This window comes from Pseudomonas sp. RA_35y_Pfl2_P32, from assembly GCF_963970735.1.
Lineage (GTDB): Bacteria > Pseudomonadota > Gammaproteobacteria > Pseudomonadales > Pseudomonadaceae > Aquipseudomonas.
This window is the reverse complement of sequence record NZ_CAXAQF010000005.1, coordinates 104,721-123,094: the sequence shown is the minus strand read 5'-3', so window position 1 is coordinate 123,094 and position 18,374 is coordinate 104,721. Positions and strand designations below refer to the sequence as shown.

At 62.4% G+C, this 18,374-nt stretch carries 19 protein-coding genes; 5 read left to right on the top strand and 14 right to left on the bottom strand.

The annotated features are described in order from the left end of the window. Positions 1 to 59 precede the first annotated feature (59 nt). From AACY45_RS06735 to AACY45_RS06720, 4 genes are all read left to right on the top strand, one after another. Positions 60 to 398 (top strand): YbaB/EbfC family nucleoid-associated protein, encoded by a 339-nt coding sequence (locus AACY45_RS06735; RefSeq protein WP_008028561.1) that lies wholly within the window; start codon positions 60 to 62, stop codon positions 396 to 398. Between the two features lie 192 nt (positions 399 to 590). Continuing rightward, a complete protein-coding gene (locus AACY45_RS06730; protein ID WP_339544731.1) occupies positions 591 to 1,625 on the top strand; it encodes an NADP-dependent oxidoreductase in 1,035 nt (344 codons plus the stop codon). A gap of 75 nt (positions 1,626 to 1,700) precedes the next feature. Next, positions 1,701 to 2,303, top strand: coding sequence for a recombination mediator RecR (gene recR / locus AACY45_RS06725; RefSeq protein ID WP_339544730.1), 603 nt, complete (start codon positions 1,701 to 1,703; stop codon positions 2,301 to 2,303). 96 nt (positions 2,304 to 2,399) lie between these two features. Then, positions 2,400 to 3,548, top strand: a complete 1,149-nt coding sequence (locus tag AACY45_RS06720; RefSeq protein ID WP_339544729.1) for an acyl-CoA dehydrogenase family protein — start codon at positions 2,400 to 2,402, stop codon at positions 3,546 to 3,548. Between the two features lie 37 nt (positions 3,549 to 3,585). Here AACY45_RS06720 and AACY45_RS06715 read toward each other — a convergent pair whose 3' ends face one another. The 8 genes from AACY45_RS06715 to ccoG all read right to left on the bottom strand — a co-directional run bounded on the left by AACY45_RS06715 (position 3,586) and on the right by ccoG (position 12,038). Next, a complete protein-coding gene (locus AACY45_RS06715) occupies positions 3,586 to 4,134 on the bottom strand; it encodes an adenine phosphoribosyltransferase (protein WP_339544728.1) in 549 nt (182 codons plus the stop codon). A gap of 78 nt (positions 4,135 to 4,212) precedes the next feature. Continuing rightward, positions 4,213 to 4,947, bottom strand: coding sequence for a fumarate/nitrate reduction transcriptional regulator Fnr (gene fnr / locus AACY45_RS06710; RefSeq protein WP_095165381.1), 735 nt, complete (start codon positions 4,945 to 4,947; stop codon positions 4,213 to 4,215). A 110-nt stretch (positions 4,948 to 5,057) separates the two neighbouring features. Beyond that, positions 5,058 to 6,440, bottom strand: coding sequence for an oxygen-independent coproporphyrinogen III oxidase (gene hemN, locus AACY45_RS06705; protein ID WP_339544727.1), 1,383 nt, complete (start codon positions 6,438 to 6,440; stop codon positions 5,058 to 5,060). Positions 6,441 to 6,537: 97 nt separating this feature from the next. Beyond that, positions 6,538 to 7,221, bottom strand: coding sequence for a sulfite exporter TauE/SafE family protein (locus tag AACY45_RS06700; protein WP_339544726.1), 684 nt, complete (start codon positions 7,219 to 7,221; stop codon positions 6,538 to 6,540). After that, positions 7,214 to 7,441 carry a cbb3-type cytochrome oxidase assembly protein CcoS gene (gene ccoS, locus AACY45_RS06695; protein WP_339544725.1) on the bottom strand — a complete coding sequence of 76 codons (228 nt, stop codon included), beginning with the start codon at positions 7,439 to 7,441 and terminating at the stop codon, positions 7,214 to 7,216. The genes AACY45_RS06700 and ccoS overlap by 8 nt, the downstream gene beginning before the upstream one ends. 22 nt (positions 7,442 to 7,463) lie before the next feature. Then, a complete protein-coding gene (locus AACY45_RS06690) occupies positions 7,464 to 9,914 on the bottom strand; it encodes a heavy metal translocating P-type ATPase (RefSeq protein WP_339544724.1) in 2,451 nt (816 codons plus the stop codon). A 157-nt stretch (positions 9,915 to 10,071) separates the two neighbouring features. After that, the gene (locus tag AACY45_RS06685) at positions 10,072 to 10,611 is read right to left on the bottom strand and encodes a FixH family protein (protein WP_339544723.1); all 540 of its coding nucleotides are present in this window, start codon (positions 10,609 to 10,611) and stop codon (positions 10,072 to 10,074) included. A gap of 11 nt (positions 10,612 to 10,622) precedes the next feature. Beyond that, positions 10,623 to 12,038, bottom strand: a complete 1,416-nt coding sequence (gene ccoG, locus AACY45_RS06680; protein WP_339544722.1) for a cytochrome c oxidase accessory protein CcoG — start codon at positions 12,036 to 12,038, stop codon at positions 10,623 to 10,625. A 401-nt stretch (positions 12,039 to 12,439) separates the two neighbouring features. Between ccoG and AACY45_RS06675 the strand changes: the two genes are divergently transcribed. Then, positions 12,440 to 13,453, top strand: coding sequence for a metallophosphoesterase family protein (locus AACY45_RS06675; protein ID WP_339544721.1), 1,014 nt, complete (start codon positions 12,440 to 12,442; stop codon positions 13,451 to 13,453). 68 nt (positions 13,454 to 13,521) lie between these two features. Here the strand turns inward: AACY45_RS06675 and ccoP (AACY45_RS06670) are convergent, their stop codons facing one another. The 6 genes from ccoP (AACY45_RS06670) to AACY45_RS06645 all read right to left on the bottom strand — a co-directional run bounded on the left by ccoP (AACY45_RS06670) (position 13,522) and on the right by AACY45_RS06645 (position 18,372). Then, positions 13,522 to 14,499, bottom strand: a complete 978-nt coding sequence (ccoP, locus tag AACY45_RS06670; RefSeq protein WP_339544720.1) for a cytochrome-c oxidase, cbb3-type subunit III — start codon at positions 14,497 to 14,499, stop codon at positions 13,522 to 13,524. Beyond that, positions 14,496 to 14,681 carry a CcoQ/FixQ family Cbb3-type cytochrome c oxidase assembly chaperone gene (locus AACY45_RS06665; RefSeq protein WP_003175465.1) on the bottom strand — a complete coding sequence of 62 codons (186 nt, stop codon included), beginning with the start codon at positions 14,679 to 14,681 and terminating at the stop codon, positions 14,496 to 14,498. Before AACY45_RS06665 ends, ccoP (AACY45_RS06670) begins: the two co-directional genes overlap by 4 nt. 5 nt (positions 14,682 to 14,686) lie before the next feature. Beyond that, positions 14,687 to 15,295 (bottom strand): cytochrome-c oxidase, cbb3-type subunit II, encoded by a 609-nt coding sequence (gene ccoO, locus AACY45_RS06660; RefSeq protein WP_339544719.1) that lies wholly within the window; start codon positions 15,293 to 15,295, stop codon positions 14,687 to 14,689. Continuing rightward, on the bottom strand, positions 15,295 to 16,737 hold the full coding sequence (gene ccoN / locus AACY45_RS06655) for a cytochrome-c oxidase, cbb3-type subunit I (RefSeq protein ID WP_339544718.1): 1,443 nt from the start codon (positions 16,735 to 16,737) through the stop codon (positions 15,295 to 15,297). Before ccoN ends, ccoO begins: the two co-directional genes overlap by 1 nt. A 481-nt stretch (positions 16,738 to 17,218) precedes the next feature. Continuing rightward, positions 17,219 to 18,172: a cytochrome-c oxidase, cbb3-type subunit III gene (gene ccoP / locus AACY45_RS06650; protein ID WP_339544717.1), complete on the bottom strand. Its 954-nt coding sequence runs from the start codon at positions 18,170 to 18,172 to the stop codon at positions 17,219 to 17,221. Next, complete coding sequence (locus AACY45_RS06645) at positions 18,169 to 18,372, bottom strand: cbb3-type cytochrome oxidase subunit 3 (RefSeq protein ID WP_339544812.1); 204 nt, start codon at positions 18,370 to 18,372, stop codon at positions 18,169 to 18,171. Before AACY45_RS06645 ends, ccoP (AACY45_RS06650) begins: the two co-directional genes overlap by 4 nt. Positions 18,373 to 18,374: the final 2 nt, after the last annotated feature.

Below are 18,374 nucleotides of genomic sequence, written 5' to 3'. Positions count from 1 at the left end.
GGTGCTCGGCCCACTGGGCCGGGCGCCGTTTTGATCCACGTACTTTTGAGGTGATTCCCATGATGAAAGGTGGCATGGCCGGCCTGATGAAGCAGGCGCAGCAGATGCAGGAAAAAATGGCCAAGATGCAGGAAGAGCTGGCCAACGCCGAAGTCACCGGTAAGGCCGGTGGCGATATGGTCACCGTGGTCATGACCGGTCGTCACGACGTCAAGCGCGTGACCATCGACCCAAGCCTGGTGGAAGGCCTGAGCGAAGACGACAAAGAGATGCTCGAAGCCGTGTTCGCGGCAGCGGTGAACGACGCCGTGCGCAAGATCGAAGCCAACAGCCAGGACAAGATGTCCGGCATGACCGCCGGCATGCAACTGCCACCGGGCATGAAACTGCCTTTCTGATTCGCGTTGACGCGTCGGATGGACTACACAAAATGCCAGGCACTTAGCCTGGCATTTTTGTGTGTGGCGCAGCGGTTCGCTGGCGAACCGCCTCCTGTAGACATCGTGTCGCGCCGCAAAACATCGAACGCCGGCCGTTTCGCAGGGTCTGCTGCTGTAGCCCCTTAACCCTTCGCTCAAGGAGACGCTCACATGCCAGACGCATTGACCCTCAACCAACGCATCGTGCTGGTGTCGCGCCCGGTGGGCGCGCCCACCCCGGAGAACTTCCGGCTCGAGCGCGAAGCCTTGCCCGACCTGGCCGAAGGCCAGGTGCTGCTCAAGACCCTGTACCTGTCGCTCGATCCCTACATGCGCGGGCGCATGAGTGACGCACCGTCCTACGCCGCCCCGGTGGCCATCGGCGAGGTCATGACCGGTGGCGCTGTCAGCCGGGTCGAGCGCTCGCTGAACCCGAAATTCCACGAAGGTGACCTGGTGGTCGGTGCCACTGGCTGGCAGAGCCACAGCATCAGTGACGGTCGGGCGCTGATCCCGGTGCCGTCCGGCTTGCCCAGTCCGTCCATGGCTCTGGGGGTGCTCGGCATGCCGGGCATGACCGCTTGCATGGGGCTGATGGACATCGGCCAGCCCAAGGAAGGGGAGACCCTGGTGGTGGCGGCTGCGTCCGGTGCCGTGGGCTCGGTGGTGGGCCAGGTGGCGCGGATCAAAGGGTTGAAGGTGGTCGGCGTCGCCGGCGGTGCGGACAAGTGCCGCTACGTGGTCGATGAGCTGGGTTTTGATGCCTGCATCGATCACACGCGCGCAGATTTTGCCGAGCAGCTGGCGCAGGCGTGCGGTGCGGGTGTCGACATTTACTTCGAAAACGTCGGCGGCAAGGTGTTCGACGCGGTCCTGCCATTGCTCAACCCCAAGGCGCGGGTCCCGGTGTGCGGTCTGATTGCCCAGTACAACGCGCAAGAGGCGCCGCCGGGGCCGGACCGCATGCCCCTGCTGCAGCGCACCTTGCTCACCAAGCGAGTGCGGATGCAGGGGTTTATCGTGTTCGACGACTATGGCGATCGCCACTCCGAGTTTGCCAAGGCCATGGCCCCCTGGGTGCGCGAGGGCAAGGTGAAGTTCCGCGAGGACGTGGTCGAAGGCCTGGAGCAGGCGCCCGAGGCCTTTATCGGTCTGCTGGAGGGACGCAACTTCGGCAAGTTGGTGGTGCGGGTGGCCAAGGACTGACCGACCGATGAGCATTTGACGCTGGCCAGAGGCGCGGGTATAAACCGCGTCTCGTTGTTTTGTCGGACGTTTCCCATGAGCTTCAGCCCTTTGATTCGCCACCTGATCGACGCCCTGCGCACCTTGCCCGGGGTCGGCCAGAAAACTGCCCAGCGCATGGCGTTGCAACTGCTCGAACGCGACCGCAGCGGTGGCTCGCGGCTGGCGCTGGCCTTGAACCAGGCAATGGAAGGGGTCGGCCATTGCCGCCTGTGCCGCACCCTGACCGAAGAAGAACTGTGCCCGCAGTGCTCCGACACCCGACGCGACGACAGCCTGCTGTGCGTGGTGGAAGGGCCGATGGACGTGTATGCCGTGGAGCAGACCGGCTTTCGCGGACGCTACTTCGTGCTCAAGGGCCATTTGTCGCCCCTCGATGGCCTGGGGCCGGAAGCCATTGGCATTCCGCAATTGCTGGCACGGATCGAAGAGGCCGGCACCTTCAGCGAAATCATCCTCGCCACCAACCCGACCGTGGAAGGCGAAGCCACCGCTCACTACATCGCCCAGTTGCTCAGCAACAAGGGCCTGATCACCTCGCGCATCGCCCATGGCGTCCCGTTGGGGGGCGAGTTGGAACTGGTGGATGGCGGCACGCTGGCGCATTCGTTTGCCGGGCGTAAGCCGATCGCGTTGTAAAAGATCGTTGCCGGCGGCAGCGCCTGTCGCCACAAATCTGTTGAAAACCAAGCAAGCGCTCGGTTAACTTCGCTGAACCTTCAGTGGAGTTCGCCGATGCCTGCCTTTCAGGAATACTTCGATCCCAGCCATGAATGGGTCCGCGATAGCGTACGACGTTTCGTCGAGCGCGAGATTATCCCGGACATCGACCAGTGGGAGGAGGCCGAAGGGTTTCCTCGCGAGCTCTACCTCAAGGCCGGCGCGGCGGGCATTCTGGGCATCGGTTATCCCGAAGCGCTGGGTGGCAGCCATGAGGGTGACCTGTTCGCCAAGATCGCCGCCAGCGAAGAGCTGATGCGCTGTGGGTCCGGTGGGCTGGTGGCGGGCCTGGGCTCGCTGGACATCGGTCTGCCACCGATCGTCAAGTGGGCGCGGCCCGAGGTGCGCGAGCGGGTGGTGCCACAGGTACTCAGTGGCGAAAAGATCAGCGCCCTGGCGGTCACCGAGCCCAGCGGCGGGTCCGATGTGGCCAACCTGCAGACCCGCGCCGTGCGCGACGGCGATCACTACCGGGTCAATGGCAGCAAGACCTTTATCACCAGCGGTGTGCGCGCGGATTTTTACACCGTGGCGGTGCGCACCGGCGCCACCGGGTTCGGTGGCATCAGCCTGTTGCTGATCGAGCGCGACACGCCGGGGTTCAGCGTCGGGCGCCCATTGAAGAAAATGGGCTGGTGGGCGTCGGACACCGCCGAATTGTTTTTCGAGGATTGCAAAGTGCCTGTGGGCCACCTGATTGGCGCCGAGAACATGGGTTTTGCCTGCATCATGGGCAACTTTCAGAGCGAGCGCCTGGCGTTGGCGCTGATGGCCAACATGACGGCGCAACTGGCACTGGAAGAAAGCCTGAAGTGGGCCCGCCAGCGCGAAGCGTTCGGCAAGCCCATTGGCAAGTTCCAGGTGCTCAAGCATCGCCTGGCGGAAATGGCCACGGCGCTGGAGGTGTCCCGGGAATTCACCTATCGCCAGGCGGCAAAAATGGCCGCCGGGCAGAGTGTGATCAAGGAAATCTCCATGGCCAAGAACTTCGCCACCGACACCGCGGACCGCATCACCCACGACGCGGTACAGATCCTCGGCGGGCTGGGCTATATGCGCGACAGCCTGGTGGAGCGGCTGTACCGCGACAACCGGATCCTGTCCATTGGCGGCGGCACGCGGGAAGTGATGAACGAGATTATCAGCAAGCAGATGGGGTTGTAGATTGCGCTGTGGCAGCTGACGTCATCGCGGGCACCGCTTACTGTTCGGACAAGGCAAACTGCGTCAGGCAGAACGTCGGGATGCCCATGTCTTCCAGGCGCTGGGAGCCACCCAGTTCTGGCAGGTCGATGATCGCCGCCGCTTCGAAGATCTTCGCGCCCATGCGCCGGACCAGGTTGGCCGCGGCAATCAGGGTGCCGCCGGTGGCAATCAGGTCATCGAACATCAGCACCGAGTCGCCGTCGCACAGGCTGTCGGCGTGGACTTCGAGGAAGGCTTCGCCGTACTCGGTCTGGTAACCCTCGGCCAGCACGTCGGCCGGCAGCTTGCCTTGCTTGCGAAACAGCACCAATGGTTTGTTCAGTTGATAGGCCAGCACCGAGCCGATCAGGAAGCCACGGGCATCCATTGCGCCGATGTGGGTGAAATCGGCTTCGACATAACGATGGGCAAAGCTGTCCATCACCAGGCGCAGGGCCTTGGGCGACTGGAACAACGGGGTGATGTCGCGAAAGATCACGCCAGGCTTGGGGAAGTCAACCACGGGGCGAATCAGGGATTTGATGTCGAAGGCGTCAATGAGCATCGTCGAGATGTCCTGGCAGGCTGCAAATGCAGCAGTATAACGGCGGCCGAGCAGGTTCGCTCCACCGCCCGTGCCTCCTCAGCCTTCGACAGACCCGCCGGCCAGCGCGCACAACTGGATCGGGTCGAGGATGTGCACTTCCTTGCCCTCGGCGGCGATCAACTGGTTCTGCTGAAAACGGGTGAACACCCGGGACACGGTTTCCACCGCCAGGCCCAGGTAGTTGCCGATTTCGTTGCGCGACATGCTCAAGCGGAACTGGTTGGCCGAGAACCCGCGTGCGCGGAAACGCGCCGAGAGGTTGACCAGGAAGGTGGCAATTCGCTCGTCCGCGGTCTTCTTCGACAGCAGCAGCATCATTTGCTGGTCGTCGCGAATCTCGCGGCTCATCACCCGCATCAACTGACGGCGCAACTGCGGCAGTTGCAGGGCCAATTCATCAAGGCGCTCGAAAGGAATTTCACACACCGAAGTGGTTTCCAGCGCCTGGGCGGACACCGGGTGGGATTCGGTGTCCATGCCCGACAGGCCGACCAGTTCGCTCGGCAAGTGGAAGCCGGTGATCTGTTCTTCACCGCCGTCGCTGAGGCTGAAGGTCTTCAGGGCGCCGGAACGCACGGCAAAGACCGAATCGAAGCGATCGCCCTGACGGAACAGGAACTCGCCCTTTTTCAGCGGGCGACCCCGTTTAACGATGTCGTCCAGCGCATCCATGTCTTCCAGGTTCAGCGATAGCGGAAGGCAGAGGGGGGCCAGGCTGCAATCCTTGCAGTGGGCCTGGCTGTGAGCGCGCAGCTTAACTGGCTCGGACATTTCTTAGATCCTTGTGGGAAAAAACACACATAAGACGTAAGGGTACCCCACAGGAGGACCTGCGTACCAGGCTGCGGCAACTTGGCGCAGGTTATTTGTCCGTAGCAGGGTCAAATGACTCGCGAAAAGCGCTGGCGGTTTTGCTGCTCCAGGTAGGCGTCGAACACCATGCACACCGAGCGCACCAACAAGCGCCCGGCCGGCAGGACCAGGATTTTTTCGCTATCGAGTTCAATCAGGCCATCGCGAGCCATGGCCTGCAGCTGCGGCCAGAGTTCGCCGAAGTAGCCACGAAAATCGAGGTTGAACTGCTGTTCGATGGTCGCGAACGGCAGATGAAAATTGCAGATCAACTGCTGGATCACCGCCCTTCGGATCCGGTCGTCCTGCGTGCAGACCAGGCCACGGCTGGTGCCCAGCTGGGAGTTGGCCAGGGCATTCTGGTACTCGTTGAGGTCGCTGCTGTTCTGGCAGTACAGGTCGCCGATCTGGCTGATGGCCGAAACCCCCAGGCCAATCAGGTCGCAATGGCCGTGGGTGGTATAGCCCTGGAAGTTGCGCTGCAGGGTGGCTTCTTCCTGGGCGATGGCCAGTTCATCGTCCGGCAGGGCGAAGTGGTCCATGCCGATGTAGCGATAGCCGGCGGCGGTCAATTGCTCGATGGTGCGCTGCAGCATCTGCAGTTTTTCCGCCGGGGTCGGCAGGTCGCTGCTGTTGATTCGCCGCTGCGGCAAGAAGCGCTCGGGCAAGTGGGCGTAGTTGAACACTGAAAGCCGGTCCGGCTGCAGGCTGATGACCTCCTCGACGGTGCGGGCGAAGTTCTCCGCGGTCTGCTTGGGCAGGCCGTAGATCAGGTCAATGTTGATCGAGCGGAACTGCAGGGTGCGCGCTGCATCGATCACCGCCCGGGTCTCTTCCAGGCTCTGCAGGCGATTGACCGCCCGTTGCACCGCCGGATCAAGGTCCTGCAGGCCGATGCTGACCCGGTTGAAGCCCAGCTCCCGCAGCAGGCCCATGGTCGACCAGTCGGCCTCGCGCGGGTCGATCTCGATGCCGTAGTCACCGGAGTCATCGTCCAGCAGGTTGAAGTGCTTGCGCAGTCGCGCCATCAACTGGCGCAGTTCGTCGTGGCTGAGGAAGGTCGGGGTGCCACCACCGAAGTGCAGTTGCTCGACTTTCTGCAGCGGGTCCAGGTGGCAGGCCACCAGTTGGATTTCCTGCTCCAGGCGCTGCAGGTAAGGCAGCGCACGGCCGCGGTCCTTGGTGATGACCTTGTTGCAGGCGCAGTAGTAGCAAATGTTTGCGCAGAACGGCACATGCACGTACAGCGACAACGGCCGCTGGGCCTTGCGGCTCTCGCGCAGGGCGTGGAACAGGTCGAAGGAGCCGACCTGGCTGTTGAATTGCACAGCGGTCGGGTACGAGGTGTAGCGTGGTCCCGCCAGGTCGTAGCGGCGGATCAGATCTGTGTCCCAACGAATGGCGTCGAGCATGCGGGCATTCCCCGGATAGGCTAGCAGTGTCAGCGAGTCTAGGGGGTTGCCAACGTGGGCATGTTGATTTGCATCAAGGGCGCAACAGGCGCCGGGTTCAGTGCCCCATCAACCAATGCTGATGCGGCCCCGGCAGGGTCCAGATGCCGAACAGGACCACCAGCAGGCCACCGGCCATGCGCACGCTGCGCTTGCGCAGCAGGGCCGTGACCCGCTCGGCCGCCAGCCCGGTGGCCAACAGCACCGGCCAGGTACCGAGGCCAAAAGCGAGCATCAGCAACGCACTGTCCAGGGCATTGCCCTGGCTGGCGGACCACAGCAGGGTGCTGTACACCAGCCCGCAAGGCAGCCAGCCCCACAGCGCGCCCAGCAGCAAGGCGCGCGGCAGGTTCGACACCGGCAGCAAGCGGTTGGCCACTGGCTGGATATGCCGCCACAGGCCACGGCCCAGGCCTTCGATGCGGGTCAGGCCGCTCCACCAGCCGGCCAGGTACAGGCCCATGGCGATCAACAGCAGGCCGGCGAGGATGCGCATGAACATCGCTGCCGGGCTGTTGGCCACGGCCCACCCCGCCAGGCCGATCAGCAGACCGGCGGTGGCGTAGCTGAGAATCCGCCCGAGGTTGTACGCCAGCAGCAGGCGAAAACGCCGACTGCGTTGTTCCTTGGGGATCGCTAGGGTCAGTGCGCCCATCAGTCCACCACACATGCCCAGGCAGTGCCCGCCACCGAGCAGCCCGAGGATCAGTGCCGAGACCAGCAGGGGCGCCAGCTCAAGCATGGGGTGGGGTCTTGTCGGTCGGCTTGGCCGGATCCGTCGGCTGGCCGTCGGCTTCGTTGATCGCCGCCTGGTGGTTCGGGTCCTGATCGTCGAACAGGATGCTGTGGGCCGGTCCGTCGAGGTCGTCGTACTGACCGCTGTCGACCGCCCAGAAGAAGATGTAGATAGCGATGGCGACGATCAGCAGTGCCGCCGGGATCATCACGTAGAGAGCTGGCATCGGGACTCCATGCGCGCGCGGCTCAGGCCGGCAGCGCGCGGGTGTGTGGCGGGGTGCTTGCGGGCGCGCTCGGCAGGCGAGTCAGGCGCAGGGCATTGAGCACCACGGTCAACGAACTGATGGACATGCCGACCGCTGCCCACACTGGAGTGATCCAGCCGAGGGCCGCGAAGGGCAACATGAGGCCATTGTACAGCCCGGCCCACAGCAGGTTCTCGATGATTACCCGGCGGGTCCGACGGGCCAGGCTGAAGGCCTGCACCAGGGCGTCCAGGCGGTTGGACAGCAACACCGCATCGGCGCTGGTTTTTGCCAGGTCAGTGGCCGAGCCCATGGCCACGCTGATGTCGGCGGCGGCCAGTACGGGCACATCATTGACCCCGTCGCCGAGCATCAGCACCTTGCGGCCTTGTTGCTGCAGCTGCTTGAGCACGTGCAACTTGTCGTCCGGGCGCAAGCCGCCCCGGGCTTCGTCGATGCCCAGCTCGGCGGCCACGCTGGCGACCATCGGCGAACTGTCGCCGGACAGCAACAGCGTGCGCCAGCCCCGGGCCTTGCAGGCGGCGAGCAGGGCAGGGGCATCGCTGCGCAAGCGGTCGTCGAGGACCAGCCAGGCCAACGCGCCGCGGGTATCACCCAGCAGCAACCATTGCCCGGCCTCCTCAGGCATGGCCGGGACCGCGCAGCCGCTGAGCGCACAGACGAAAACCGGCTGGCCAATGCGCAGGCGCTGCTCGCCGACTTGCCCTTCGAGGCCCAGGCCGGGGGTGCTGAGGACTTCTTCGGCGGCCAGCGGGGCGCGACCGAATGCACGGGCAATCGGGTGTTCTGAGCGGTTTTCCAGGGCGGCGGCCAGGGCCAGGCACTGGTCGCTGTCGAGACTGGCCAGGGGGCGGATCGAGCGCAAGGCCAGGCGCCCTTCGGTGAGGGTGCCGGTCTTGTCGAAAATCACCGTGTCGATCTGGTTCAGGCCTTCGAGCACATGACCACGGGTCAGCAGCAGGCCGAGCTTGTGCAGGGTGCCGGTGGCGGCAGTCAGGGCCGTGGGTGTCGCCAGGGACAACGCGCACGGGCAGGTGGCCACCAGCATCGCCAGGACGATCCAGAACGCCCGTGACGCATCCAGCTGCCACCAGAGCAGGCCGATTGCGGCGGCGGCCACCAGTGACAGCAGGAGGAACCATTGCGCGGCTTTGTCGGCGATCTCCGCCAGTCGCGGTTTTTCCGCCTGGGCCCGCTCCAGCAGGCGGACGATGGCCGACAGACGCGTGTCCTGGCCCAGGGCCTGGACCTCGACAGTCAGCGCGCCCTCGACATTCAGGGTGCCAGCGGTGACCGCATCGCCACGGGTACGGGCCTGGGGCAGGTATTCGCCGGTCAGCAGCGACTCGTCGACGCTCGACTGACCGTCGAGAATCCGTCCGTCAGCCGGCAGGATCGCGCCGGGATGCACCAGCACCCGGTCGCCCAGGCGCAGCTCGCTGAGCAGGATCCGTTCGCTCTGGCCGTCGGCGCAAAGGCGCAGGCAAGAGGCCGGCAGCAGGTTCACCAGTTGCGCGGTGGCCGCGGCCGTGCGCTCCCGGGCCCGGCGCTCCAGGTAACGTCCGGCCAGCAGGAACAGGGCGAACATGCCCACCGCGTCGAAGTACAGCTCGCCGGTGCCGGTGATCGAGGTCCAGATGCCTGCCAGGTAGGCGCCGCCAATGGCCAGCGAGACCGACACGTCCATGGTCAGGTGGCGGGTGCGCAGGTCGCGCATGGCTCCTTTGAAGAATGGCGCACAGCTGTAGAACACAATCGGCGTGGTCAGGAACAGCGCGACCCAGCGCAGGATGGTGTGCAGCTCGGGGCTGAGGTCGATGTTGAATTCCGGCCATGTCGCCATGGTCGCCATCATCGCCTGGAACCACAGCAGGCCGGCCACCCCGAGTTGGCGCAGGGCCAGGCGGTTTTCGCTGGCCAGTTGTTCGCTGGCGCGGTCCGCCTGGTAGGGGTGGGCGGCGTAGCCGATGTGGCGCAATTCGCTGAGCAACTGGCTCAAGGGCAGTTGACTGTCGGCCCAACGCACGTGCAGGCGATGGTTCGACAGGTTAAGCCGGGCCTCGGCCACCGCGGGCAGGCTGCGCAGGTGTTTCTCGATCAGCCAGCCACAGGCGGCGCAACTGATGCCTTCCATCAGCAGGGTGGTTTCGGCCAGATCGCCATCATGGCGGACAAAGGGTTGCTGCACGTCGGCGCGGTCGTACAGCGCCAGTTCGTCCACCAATTGCACCGGCAAGGCGTCGGGGTTGGCCGAGGCTTCGCTGCGGTGACTGTAGTAATGCTCCAGGCCGCCGGCGACTATCGCTTCGGCCACTGCCTGGCACCCCGGGCAGCAGAGCTCGCGGGGTTCGCCGAGGATCACGGCGGTAAACCGGCTGCCGGGCGGGACGGGCAGGGCGCAGTGGTAGCAGGGGGTCGGGGTGGTGGTCATGGAGTCATCACTAGTACCGCTGGATCTCTATCGTCGGATAGGGCCTCTTCGCGGGCAAGCCCGCTCCCACAGAGATCGTTGGTGGGCTCCGGTAAAGTGCCCGACCGCGGATCAACGGTGGGAGCGGGCTTGCCCGCGAATGCACGAAGCGCAGTGTTTAGTTCTTCAGGTCTTCGGCACCTTGCAGCGGTTCGTCACCGAGCAGCAGGTCCTTGTCGTGGCTGACCTGTTCTTCCTCGAACATGCGCCAGACGTGATCGTCCTGGCTGCCGAGCAGTTCGACGAAGCGACGGCCTTCGACCTTGTCGGTCAACTGGCCGATATAGCGGCCTTGTTCGGTTGCGCTTTGGGTCAGGGTGATTTTGCGATCCTTCTCTGGCTGGGTCGGCGAGATCAGGTTCAGCTCCAGGGTCTTGGGCTGGCTGTTGCCGGTCAGGCGCAGCTCGACTTCGCCGGTGACCCCGTCCAGGTGCACGCTGGCACGCAGCAGCAGGGTCTGAGCCAGCAATTCACGGTCCAGGGAACGGTTGATGCCTTTGCCGGCCTCGTAGTAGTTGTCGTTGACCAGGTTGTCCGGGTTGTTCACCGCGATGGTCACCATCGACAGGGTCAACGTCACCGAACAGGCCAGGATCGCGATGATGATCCAGGGCCAGAGGTGCTTGTACCAAGGGCTGGTGGCGTTTGCTGCAGGCATGATGACTTCTCTCAACGAATTTGTGGGCCGATGAATCGGCTCTTGGCTTCAACGTGGACGCTGTCGTCGTCGGCATCCTTGAGGATGAATTTCACCTCGTTGGTGCTCGACGGCAGTTGCTCCGGTGCGCTCGACAACTCGACCGGCATGCTGAAAATTTCCCCCGCAGCGACCTTGATCTCACGCTTGCCTTGCAGCTTGAGGTCCGGCAGGCCGGTGGCTTCCAGCAGGTAGGTATGGTCGCGCTGGTCCTTGTTCATGACTTTGAGGCTGTACACGTTCTCGATCCGCCCTTCGGCGTTCTCGCGGTACAGCACGCGGTCCTTGCTGACGTCGAAACCCACCAGTGAGCGCATGAAGAATGCCGTCACCAGGAGGCTGATCATCGCCAGCAGTACCAGCGCATAACCGATCAGGCGCGGCCGCAGTTTATGGGTTTTCTGCCCGGACAGGTTGTGCTCGGTGGTGTAGCTGATCAGGCCGCGGGGGTAGTCCATCTTGTCCATGATGCTGTCGCAGGCGTCGATGCACGCCGCACAACCGATGCACTCGATCTGCAGGCCGTCGCGGATGTCGATGCCGGTCGGGCACACCTGTACGCACATGGTGCAGTCGATGCAGTCACCCAGGCCCTGGGCCTTGTAGTCCACGCCTTTCTTGCGCGGGCCACGGGCTTCGCCACGACGCGGGTCGTAGGAAACGATCAGGGTGTCCTTGTCGAACATCACACTCTGGAAGCGCGCATAAGGGCACATGTAGATACACACCTGCTCGCGCAGCCAGCCGGCGTTGCCGTAGGTGGCGAGGGTGAAGAAGCCGACCCAGAAGTACGACCAGCCATCGGCCTGGCCGGTGAAGAAGTCGATCACCAGTTCACGAATCGGTGAGAAATAGCCGACAAAGGTCATGCCGGTGACGAAACCGATCAACAACCACAGGCTGTGTTTGCTGAACTTGCGCAGGAACTTGTTGGCGCTCATTGGCGCCTTGTCGAGCTTGATGCGTTGGTTACGGTCGCCTTCGGTGACCTTCTCGCACCACATGAAAATCCAGGTCCAGACGCTCTGTGGACAGGTATAGCCGCACCAGACACGCCCGGCGTACACGGTAATGAAGAACAGGCCGAAGGCGGCAATGATCAGCAGGCCGGAGAGCAGGATGAAGTCCTGCGGCCAGAAGGTGGCGCCGAAAATGAAGAACTTGCGTTCCGGCAGGTTCCACCACACGGCCTGATGGCCACCCCAGTTGAGCCAGACTGTGCCGAAATACAACAGGAACAGGCCGGCACCGCCCATCATCCGCAGGTTGCGGAACAGACCGGTGAAGGCGCGGGTGTAGATTTTTTCTCGTGAGGCGTACAGGTCGACGCTGTTGTTCGCGTTCTTGGTAGGTGGAGTAACGTCGTGTACCGGAATCTGATTGCTCATCATTGCATCCCACGGCAGTGGAAAAATGCCTCGGTCAGTACGTGCCGACCGCGGTCAAAAAGGCTGTTGCAGTGGCGCAATGATACGCCTGAAGCTCTAGCATAAGGGTGCGACCTTTGGTCGCGTTGGGGAAAAAGAGTGGATGGTGTAGCAAATGTAACAAATCATGATTCAGGTCAATTGACTTGTTCAGTATGGACGATTTTTCACCCTGCCTTCTCGTGCCTGGCCAGTATCCCGCCACCCTGTGCCGGTATTGACGTCGGCCTCGGGGAGGAAACATCGGCACTTAATTAAGGGGCTCCAGGGGTTTGTTCCATTTCAGCAAGGGGCAGTAAGTTGTTCGCCAGCCGGGGTTGACCCGGTTCGTTCACCTTAACCCTTTATGAAAATGGAATTTTATGAAGCTCCTCAATTGTTGCAAGTTGGCCGCTGTGCTGACGTTCTTCTGCGTGGCCCCCGGAGCATTCAGCGCGCAGGTGCCGGACTCGCCTATGCACCTGGTCTTTACCTCCGACCCCCAGTATCCCTGGACCGAAAGTTCCGATGATGGCTCGCCTGAATCAGACTCACAGCGCGACGCCCGTTCGAAATGGCTGATCGACAGCCAATACGCTGACATTGCCGATTTCCGCAGGAATTTTGGCGGCGCCCAGCGGGTGCCGGTGATGATCAATGGCGACCTCACGGCGTTTGGCCACGGCTGGCAACGGTCGGTACTGATGCCAATCCTGGAAGCCAGGCTGGAAGGGCTCTACGGCTACGGGCTGGGCAATCACGACTACGAAAACAACGTCGACGATTGTTTTCTCAATAGCTGCGCTGCCGACAGTATCGAGGCGTTCAAGCAGCGTTACTGGGGCAAGGTCGACAGCATGGACTTCGGTGTGCGGGTCTCGGGGCGCACCGATATCTATTACGGCAGCCTGGCGTATTCGCGCAATCTGGGTGATGTGCATTTGGTGCAGTTGCACAACGAGCCGACCTATTCGGTGAACTTCAGCTCCGGACTGCCCCTGATCAGCTCCAAGGCGTTCGAAATCAGCGATGCGCTGGATTGGCTCGAAGGTGACCTGAAGAAAGCCCGGGAGCGGGGCCAGATCATTATTCTCAACCTGCACAAGCCACGAGGCTGGGCCGGCAGCGAGCAGCAGATCACCCGGTTCAGGAACATGATCGAGACCTACAAGGTCACGGCGGTGTTTGCCGGGCACTATCACGACTACTCGGGGCAGTACTGGAATGCTGGCGGGGAGTTTGGCCAAGTGCCGGTGTTTCTCAGCGGTTCGGCTTCCCAGCAGAGCTACCTGATCGGCAGTTTTGCCGCCGATCGGCAATCACTGACGGTCTATCGCGTCAAAGGCAACAATTGGCCCAGTCGTCAGCCCGAGTCGGTGATTGAAGTGCGGTATTAGCGGGCACAAACCAAACGGCCCCGTCAGGTGACTGACGGGGCCGTTTGTTGTTGCATCAAGCGTTTGCCTTACTCGGCGTCCGCTGCCTTCTCGCCGTGCGACAGGCTGTAGACGTAAGCGGCCAGCAGGTGAACCTTGTCGTTACCCTGCATTTGCTCTTGCGCAGGCATCTGGCCCTGACGGCCGTAACGGATGGTCTGCTGCAGTTGAGCGAAGCTCGAGCCGTAGATGAACGCGCCCGGGTGAGTCAGGTCAGGTGCGCCCATGGCTGGGGTGCCTTTGCCCGCAGGGCCGTGGCAGGCCACGCAGTTGGCGGCGAACAGTTTCTGGCCAGCAACCGGGTCGGCTTTGCTGCCTTCTGGCAGTGTACGGCCATCGAGGTTGGTCAGGACAAATGCAGCAACGTCGCTGACGCCTTGCTCGCCGATCACTTCAGCCCAGGCTGGCATCACAGCGTGACGACCGGCCATGATGGTGGCCTTGATGTCCGCTGGCGAACCGCCCCAGCGCCAGTCGGCGTCGGTCAGGTTCGGGAAGCCATAGGCGCCCTTGGCGTCGGAGCCGTGGCAAACCGAGCAGTTGGAGGCGAACAGGCGGCCACCCATCTTCAGGGCTTGTGGGTCCTTGGCGACTTCTTCGATCGGCATGGCAGCGAACTTGGCGAAGATCGGACCGAACTTGGCGTCCGACTTGGCCATTTCCTTTTCCCACTCGTGAACGCCAGTCCAGCCGGACTGGCCGTTGGCGAACGGGGTCTGCTTCTCGTTATCGAGGTAGTTGTAGCCCGGCAGCAGGCCTTTCCAGTTGCCCAGGCCCGGGTACAGCACCAGGTAGCCGAGGGCGAAGACGATGGTGCCGACGAACAGCATGAACCACCATTTCGGCAGCGGGTTGTCGTACTCCTCGATCCCGTCGAAGGAGTGGCCAACTGTCTCATCCGTCTGCTCGGCGCGCTGGCCCTTGCGGGTCGACAGCAGCAGCCAGGTCAGGGCGAAGATGGTACCCAGACTGAGGACTGTGACGTACAGACTCCAGAACGTAGTCATTCTTTGTTACTCCTAGAAGCTTGCTCGACGTGCTTGATGGCTTCGGGATCATCCGCGAAAGGCAGCAAGGTCGCGTCTTCAAACTCGGACTTGCGCTTGGGGCTGAACACCCACAAGGCCAGACCGATAAAGGCAACCATCACGACAACGGTGCCCAGGCCACGAATCATCCCGATATCCATCTAAATCACCGTTTGCTTTTGATGATGGTGCCCAGGCCTTGCAGATAGGCCACCAGCGCGTCCATTTCGGTTTTGCCCTTCACAGCATCCTTGGCACCGGCGATGTCTTCATCGGTGTAAGGGACGCCGAGCGTGCGCAAGACTTCCATTTTCTTCGCGGTGTCTTTGCCGTCGAGCTTGTTTTCCACGAGGAACGGGTAGCCCGGCATTTTCGACTCGGGCACCACGTTGCGCGGGTTGTACAAGTGCGCACGCTGCCAGTCATCGGAATAACGACCGCCCACTCGGGCCAGGTCCGGACCGGTACGCTTGGAACCCCACAGGAACGGGTGGTCCCAAACGCTTTCACCGGCTACCGAGTAGTGGCCATAACGTTCGGTTTCAGCGCGAAACGGACGGATCATCTGCGAGTGGCAGCCGACACAACCGTTGGCGATGTAGACGTCGCGGCCTTCCAGTTCAAGGGCGGTACGTGGCTTCATGCCTTCGACCGGCTTGTTGGTGACATCCTGGAAAAACAGCGGGACGATCTGGGTCAGGCCGCCGATGCTGACGGCGATGACCATGAAGAAGGCCAGCAGGCCAATATTCTTCTCGACTGCTTCATGCTTCATCAGTGAGCTCCAACTACAGCAATCTGTTCGGCGGCTTTGGCTTCTGCCGGGTTCGAGGCGCGTACGGTGCGGAATACGTTGTAGGCCATGAACAGCATGCCGGAGGCGAAGAATGCACCGCCTAGGGCGCGAACGATAAAGCCCGGGTGGCTGGCTTGCAGCGCTTCAACGAACGAGTAGGTCAGGGTGCCGTCGTCGTTGATTGCACGCCACATCAGGCCCTGGGTGATGCCGTTGACCCACATCGAGGCGATGTAGAGCACGGTACCGATGGTCGCGAGCCAGAAGTGGGTGTTGATCAGGCCGGTGCTGTGCATCTGTGCGCGACCGAACAGTTTCGGAATCATGTGGTAGATCGCGCCGATCGAGATCATCGCTACCCAGCCCAAGGCGCCAGCGTGTACGTGGCCGATGGTCCAGTCGGTGTAGTGCGACAGCGAGTTGACGGTCTTGATGGCCATCATCGGGCCTTCGAAGGTCGACATACCGTAGAACGCCAGGGACACCACCAGGAAGCGCAGGATCGGGTCGGTGCGCAGCTTATGCCAGGCGCCCGAGAGGGTCATCATGCCGTTGATCATGCCGCCCCAGCTCGGAGCCAGCAGGATGATCGACATCGCCATGCCCAGGGACTGAGCCCAGTCCGGCAGTGCGGTGTAGTGCAGGTGGTGCGGACCGGCCCAGATGTACAGGGTGATCAGGGCCCAGAAGTGCACGATCGACAGGCGATACGAGTAGATCGGACGCTCGGCCTGTTTCGGCACGAAGTAGTACATCATCCCCAGGAAGCCGGTGGTCAGGAAGAAACCGACCGCGTTGTGGCCGTACCACCACTGGATCATGGCGTCGGTCGCACCGGCATAGGCCGAGTAGGACTTGAAGAAGCTGACCGGCAGGGAGGCGTGGTTGACGATGTGCAGCATCGCCGTCACGACGATGAAGGCACCGTAGAACCAGTTACCGACGTAGATGTGCTTGGTCTTGCGCTTGGTAATGGTGCCGAAGAACACCAGACCGTAGGTGACCCAGACGATCGCCAGCAGGATAGCCAGGGGCCATTCCAGTTCCGCGTATTCCTTGGTGGTGGTGTAACCCAGCGGCAAGGTAACAATCGCGCCGACGATCACCGCTTGCCATCCCCAGAAGGTGAAGGCGGCGAGGCTGTCGGAAATCAGTCGCGTTTGGCAGGTTCGCTGCACGACGTAATAAGAAGTGGCAAACAATGCACAACCACCGAAGGCGAAGATCACCAGGTTGGTGTGCAGTGGGCGCAGGCGTCCAAAGCTCGTCCATGGCAGATCGAAGTTCAACTCCGGCCAGACCAGTTGCGAGGCGATGAAGACACCGAGCCCCATGCCAAGGATCCCCCAGACCACCGTCATGATGGCGAACTGGCGGACTACCTTATAGTTATAAGCAGTCGGACTGATTGCTGTGCTCATTCTAAGGTTCCACGGTTTGGGTGTTTTATTAGGGATAAAAATCGGCCGCAAGTATGGAGAAAGCGGGGGGTCATTGCAACGCGCCATGACCTGCGTCAATGCTTTCAAAAGCTGATTCTGCGGCCTTTCCATGCGCCGCGTAGGGACAAATTTGCCCAGGGGGAAAATGTCCCGGCAGAGGAAAGAGGCGAGGGGGCTGGGTCAGTTGTAACAGGGTGTGTTCAAACCAGGCGCGCAGGTGACTGACGGCAACTTGGACGACAGCCGGTATCTACCGGCCTTTGCGGCCTGTCATCGAACCGATTCCTCGAACTCATCCTTTACGGCTGACCCGTGACCGGCCCTTGCCAGTCCGTTTGGCAGCAAGCTTAGACGTGAATCTGCCGGACGCAAAGGCAGACCTTTTGGGGGTGCGACAATGCGTCGCAAAGAGGTAGGGAACTGCCGCACCAGGAAGATGCGGCAGTAATGCGGTTGCGAGTTATTCGCTTTTGCCCTCCGCCTGCAGCGGCTGGGCGCTGGTCCCGTGGGAGAGGCTGTAGACGTACGCCGCCAGCAATTGCACCTTGTCATTGCCGAGCAGTTCGTTCTGCGCCGGCATGTGGCCCTGGCGACCATGGCGAATGGTCTGTTGCAGTTGGGCCAGGCTGGTGCCGTAGATGAACGCCGCCGGTTGCGTCAGGTTCGGCGCGCCCATCAGCTCCATGCCCTGGCCATTGGCGCCGTGACAGGCTACGCAGGTGGTGCTGTACGCTTGCTGTCCAGCGGCCAGGTCGGCACCGCTGCCCTCTGGCAATGGCAGGCCGGCGAGTTCGTGGCGCACATAGGCGGCGACGTTTTTCACCCCGGCATCCCCCAGGACTTCGCCCCAGGCCGGCATCGCCGCCATCCGCCCACCCATGATGGTGGTCTTGATGGCGTCAGCGCTGGCCCCCCAGCGCCAACTGCTGTCTGCCAGGTTGGGGAAGCCGAAGGCACCCTTGGCGTCCGAGCCATGGCACACCGAGCAGTTGGAGGCGAACAAGCGACCGCCCATCTTCAGTGCTTGTGGGTCCTTGGCCACTTCTTCCACGGGCATGACTGCAAATTTGGCGAAGATCGGCCCAAACTTGGCGTCGGCCTTGGCCATTTCCTTGTCCCATTCCTTGGTCTGGGTCCAGCCGTCCTGATAGCCCGGCAGGATGCCTTTCCAGTTGCCCAGGCCCGGGTAGAGGATCAGGTAGCCGACGGCAAACACCAGGGTCCCGGCGAACAGCAGGAACCACCACTGGGGCAGGGGATTGTCATATTCCTCGATGCCGTCGAAGGCGTGGCCCATGGTCTGGTCGACGCTGCCCTTGGTCTCGCCCTTGCGGGTGCCGACCAGCAGCCAGGTCAGGCCGATCAGGCTGCCGATGGTCAGTACGCAGATCCACGTACTCCAGAAGGTGGTCATGGCCGGGTACTCCTTGGTGCAGGTTCTTGAGTGCTGGCGTCTTCGGCCAGGGGTTCATCGGCAAACGGCAGCAGGCGGGCTTCGGCGAATTGCGCGCTGCGCTTGCTGTTGAACACCCACAGGGTCAGGCCGATAAAGGCCACGAACACCACGACGGTGCCCAGGCCACGGATCATTCCAGTGCTGATGACGCTCACTATTT

What these genes read in the sequence shown, in the direction of transcription:
- AACY45_RS06675 (WP_339544721.1), top strand. Translation starts at nt 12,440, where the DNA reads ATGAAGCTCCTCAATTGTTGCAAGTTGGCCGCTGTGCTGACGTTCTTC.
- ccoN (WP_339544718.1), bottom strand. Translation starts at nt 16,737, where the DNA reads ATGAGCACAGCAATCAGTCCGACTGCTTATAACTATAAGGTAGTCCGC.
- AACY45_RS06715 (WP_339544728.1), bottom strand. Translation starts at nt 4,134, where the DNA reads ATGCTCATTGACGCCTTCGACATCAAATCCCTGATTCGCCCCGTGGTT.
- ccoG (WP_339544722.1), bottom strand. Translation starts at nt 12,038, where the DNA reads ATGAGCAATCAGATTCCGGTACACGACGTTACTCCACCTACCAAGAAC.
- ccoO (WP_339544719.1), bottom strand. Translation starts at nt 15,295, where the DNA reads ATGAAGCATGAAGCAGTCGAGAAGAATATTGGCCTGCTGGCCTTCTTC.
- AACY45_RS06700 (WP_339544726.1), bottom strand. Translation starts at nt 7,221, where the DNA reads ATGCTTGAGCTGGCGCCCCTGCTGGTCTCGGCACTGATCCTCGGGCTG.
- AACY45_RS06720 (WP_339544729.1), top strand. Translation starts at nt 2,400, where the DNA reads ATGCCTGCCTTTCAGGAATACTTCGATCCCAGCCATGAATGGGTCCGC.
- fnr (WP_095165381.1), bottom strand. Translation starts at nt 4,947, where the DNA reads ATGTCCGAGCCAGTTAAGCTGCGCGCTCACAGCCAGGCCCACTGCAAG.
- AACY45_RS06690 (WP_339544724.1), bottom strand. Translation starts at nt 9,914, where the DNA reads ATGACCACCACCCCGACCCCCTGCTACCACTGCGCCCTGCCCGTCCCG.
- AACY45_RS06685 (WP_339544723.1), bottom strand. Translation starts at nt 10,611, where the DNA reads ATGCCTGCAGCAAACGCCACCAGCCCTTGGTACAAGCACCTCTGGCCC.
- AACY45_RS06735 (WP_008028561.1), top strand. Translation starts at nt 60, where the DNA reads ATGATGAAAGGTGGCATGGCCGGCCTGATGAAGCAGGCGCAGCAGATG.
- AACY45_RS06665 (WP_003175465.1), bottom strand. Translation starts at nt 14,681, where the DNA reads ATGGATATCGGGATGATTCGTGGCCTGGGCACCGTTGTCGTGATGGTT.
- recR (WP_339544730.1), top strand. Translation starts at nt 1,701, where the DNA reads ATGAGCTTCAGCCCTTTGATTCGCCACCTGATCGACGCCCTGCGCACC.
- AACY45_RS06730 (WP_339544731.1), top strand. Translation starts at nt 591, where the DNA reads ATGCCAGACGCATTGACCCTCAACCAACGCATCGTGCTGGTGTCGCGC.
- ccoS (WP_339544725.1), bottom strand. Translation starts at nt 7,441, where the DNA reads ATGCCAGCTCTCTACGTGATGATCCCGGCGGCACTGCTGATCGTCGCC.
- hemN (WP_339544727.1), bottom strand. Translation starts at nt 6,440, where the DNA reads ATGCTCGACGCCATTCGTTGGGACACAGATCTGATCCGCCGCTACGAC.
- ccoP (WP_339544720.1), bottom strand. Translation starts at nt 14,499, where the DNA reads ATGACTACGTTCTGGAGTCTGTACGTCACAGTCCTCAGTCTGGGTACC.
- ccoP (WP_339544717.1), bottom strand. Translation starts at nt 18,172, where the DNA reads ATGACCACCTTCTGGAGTACGTGGATCTGCGTACTGACCATCGGCAGC.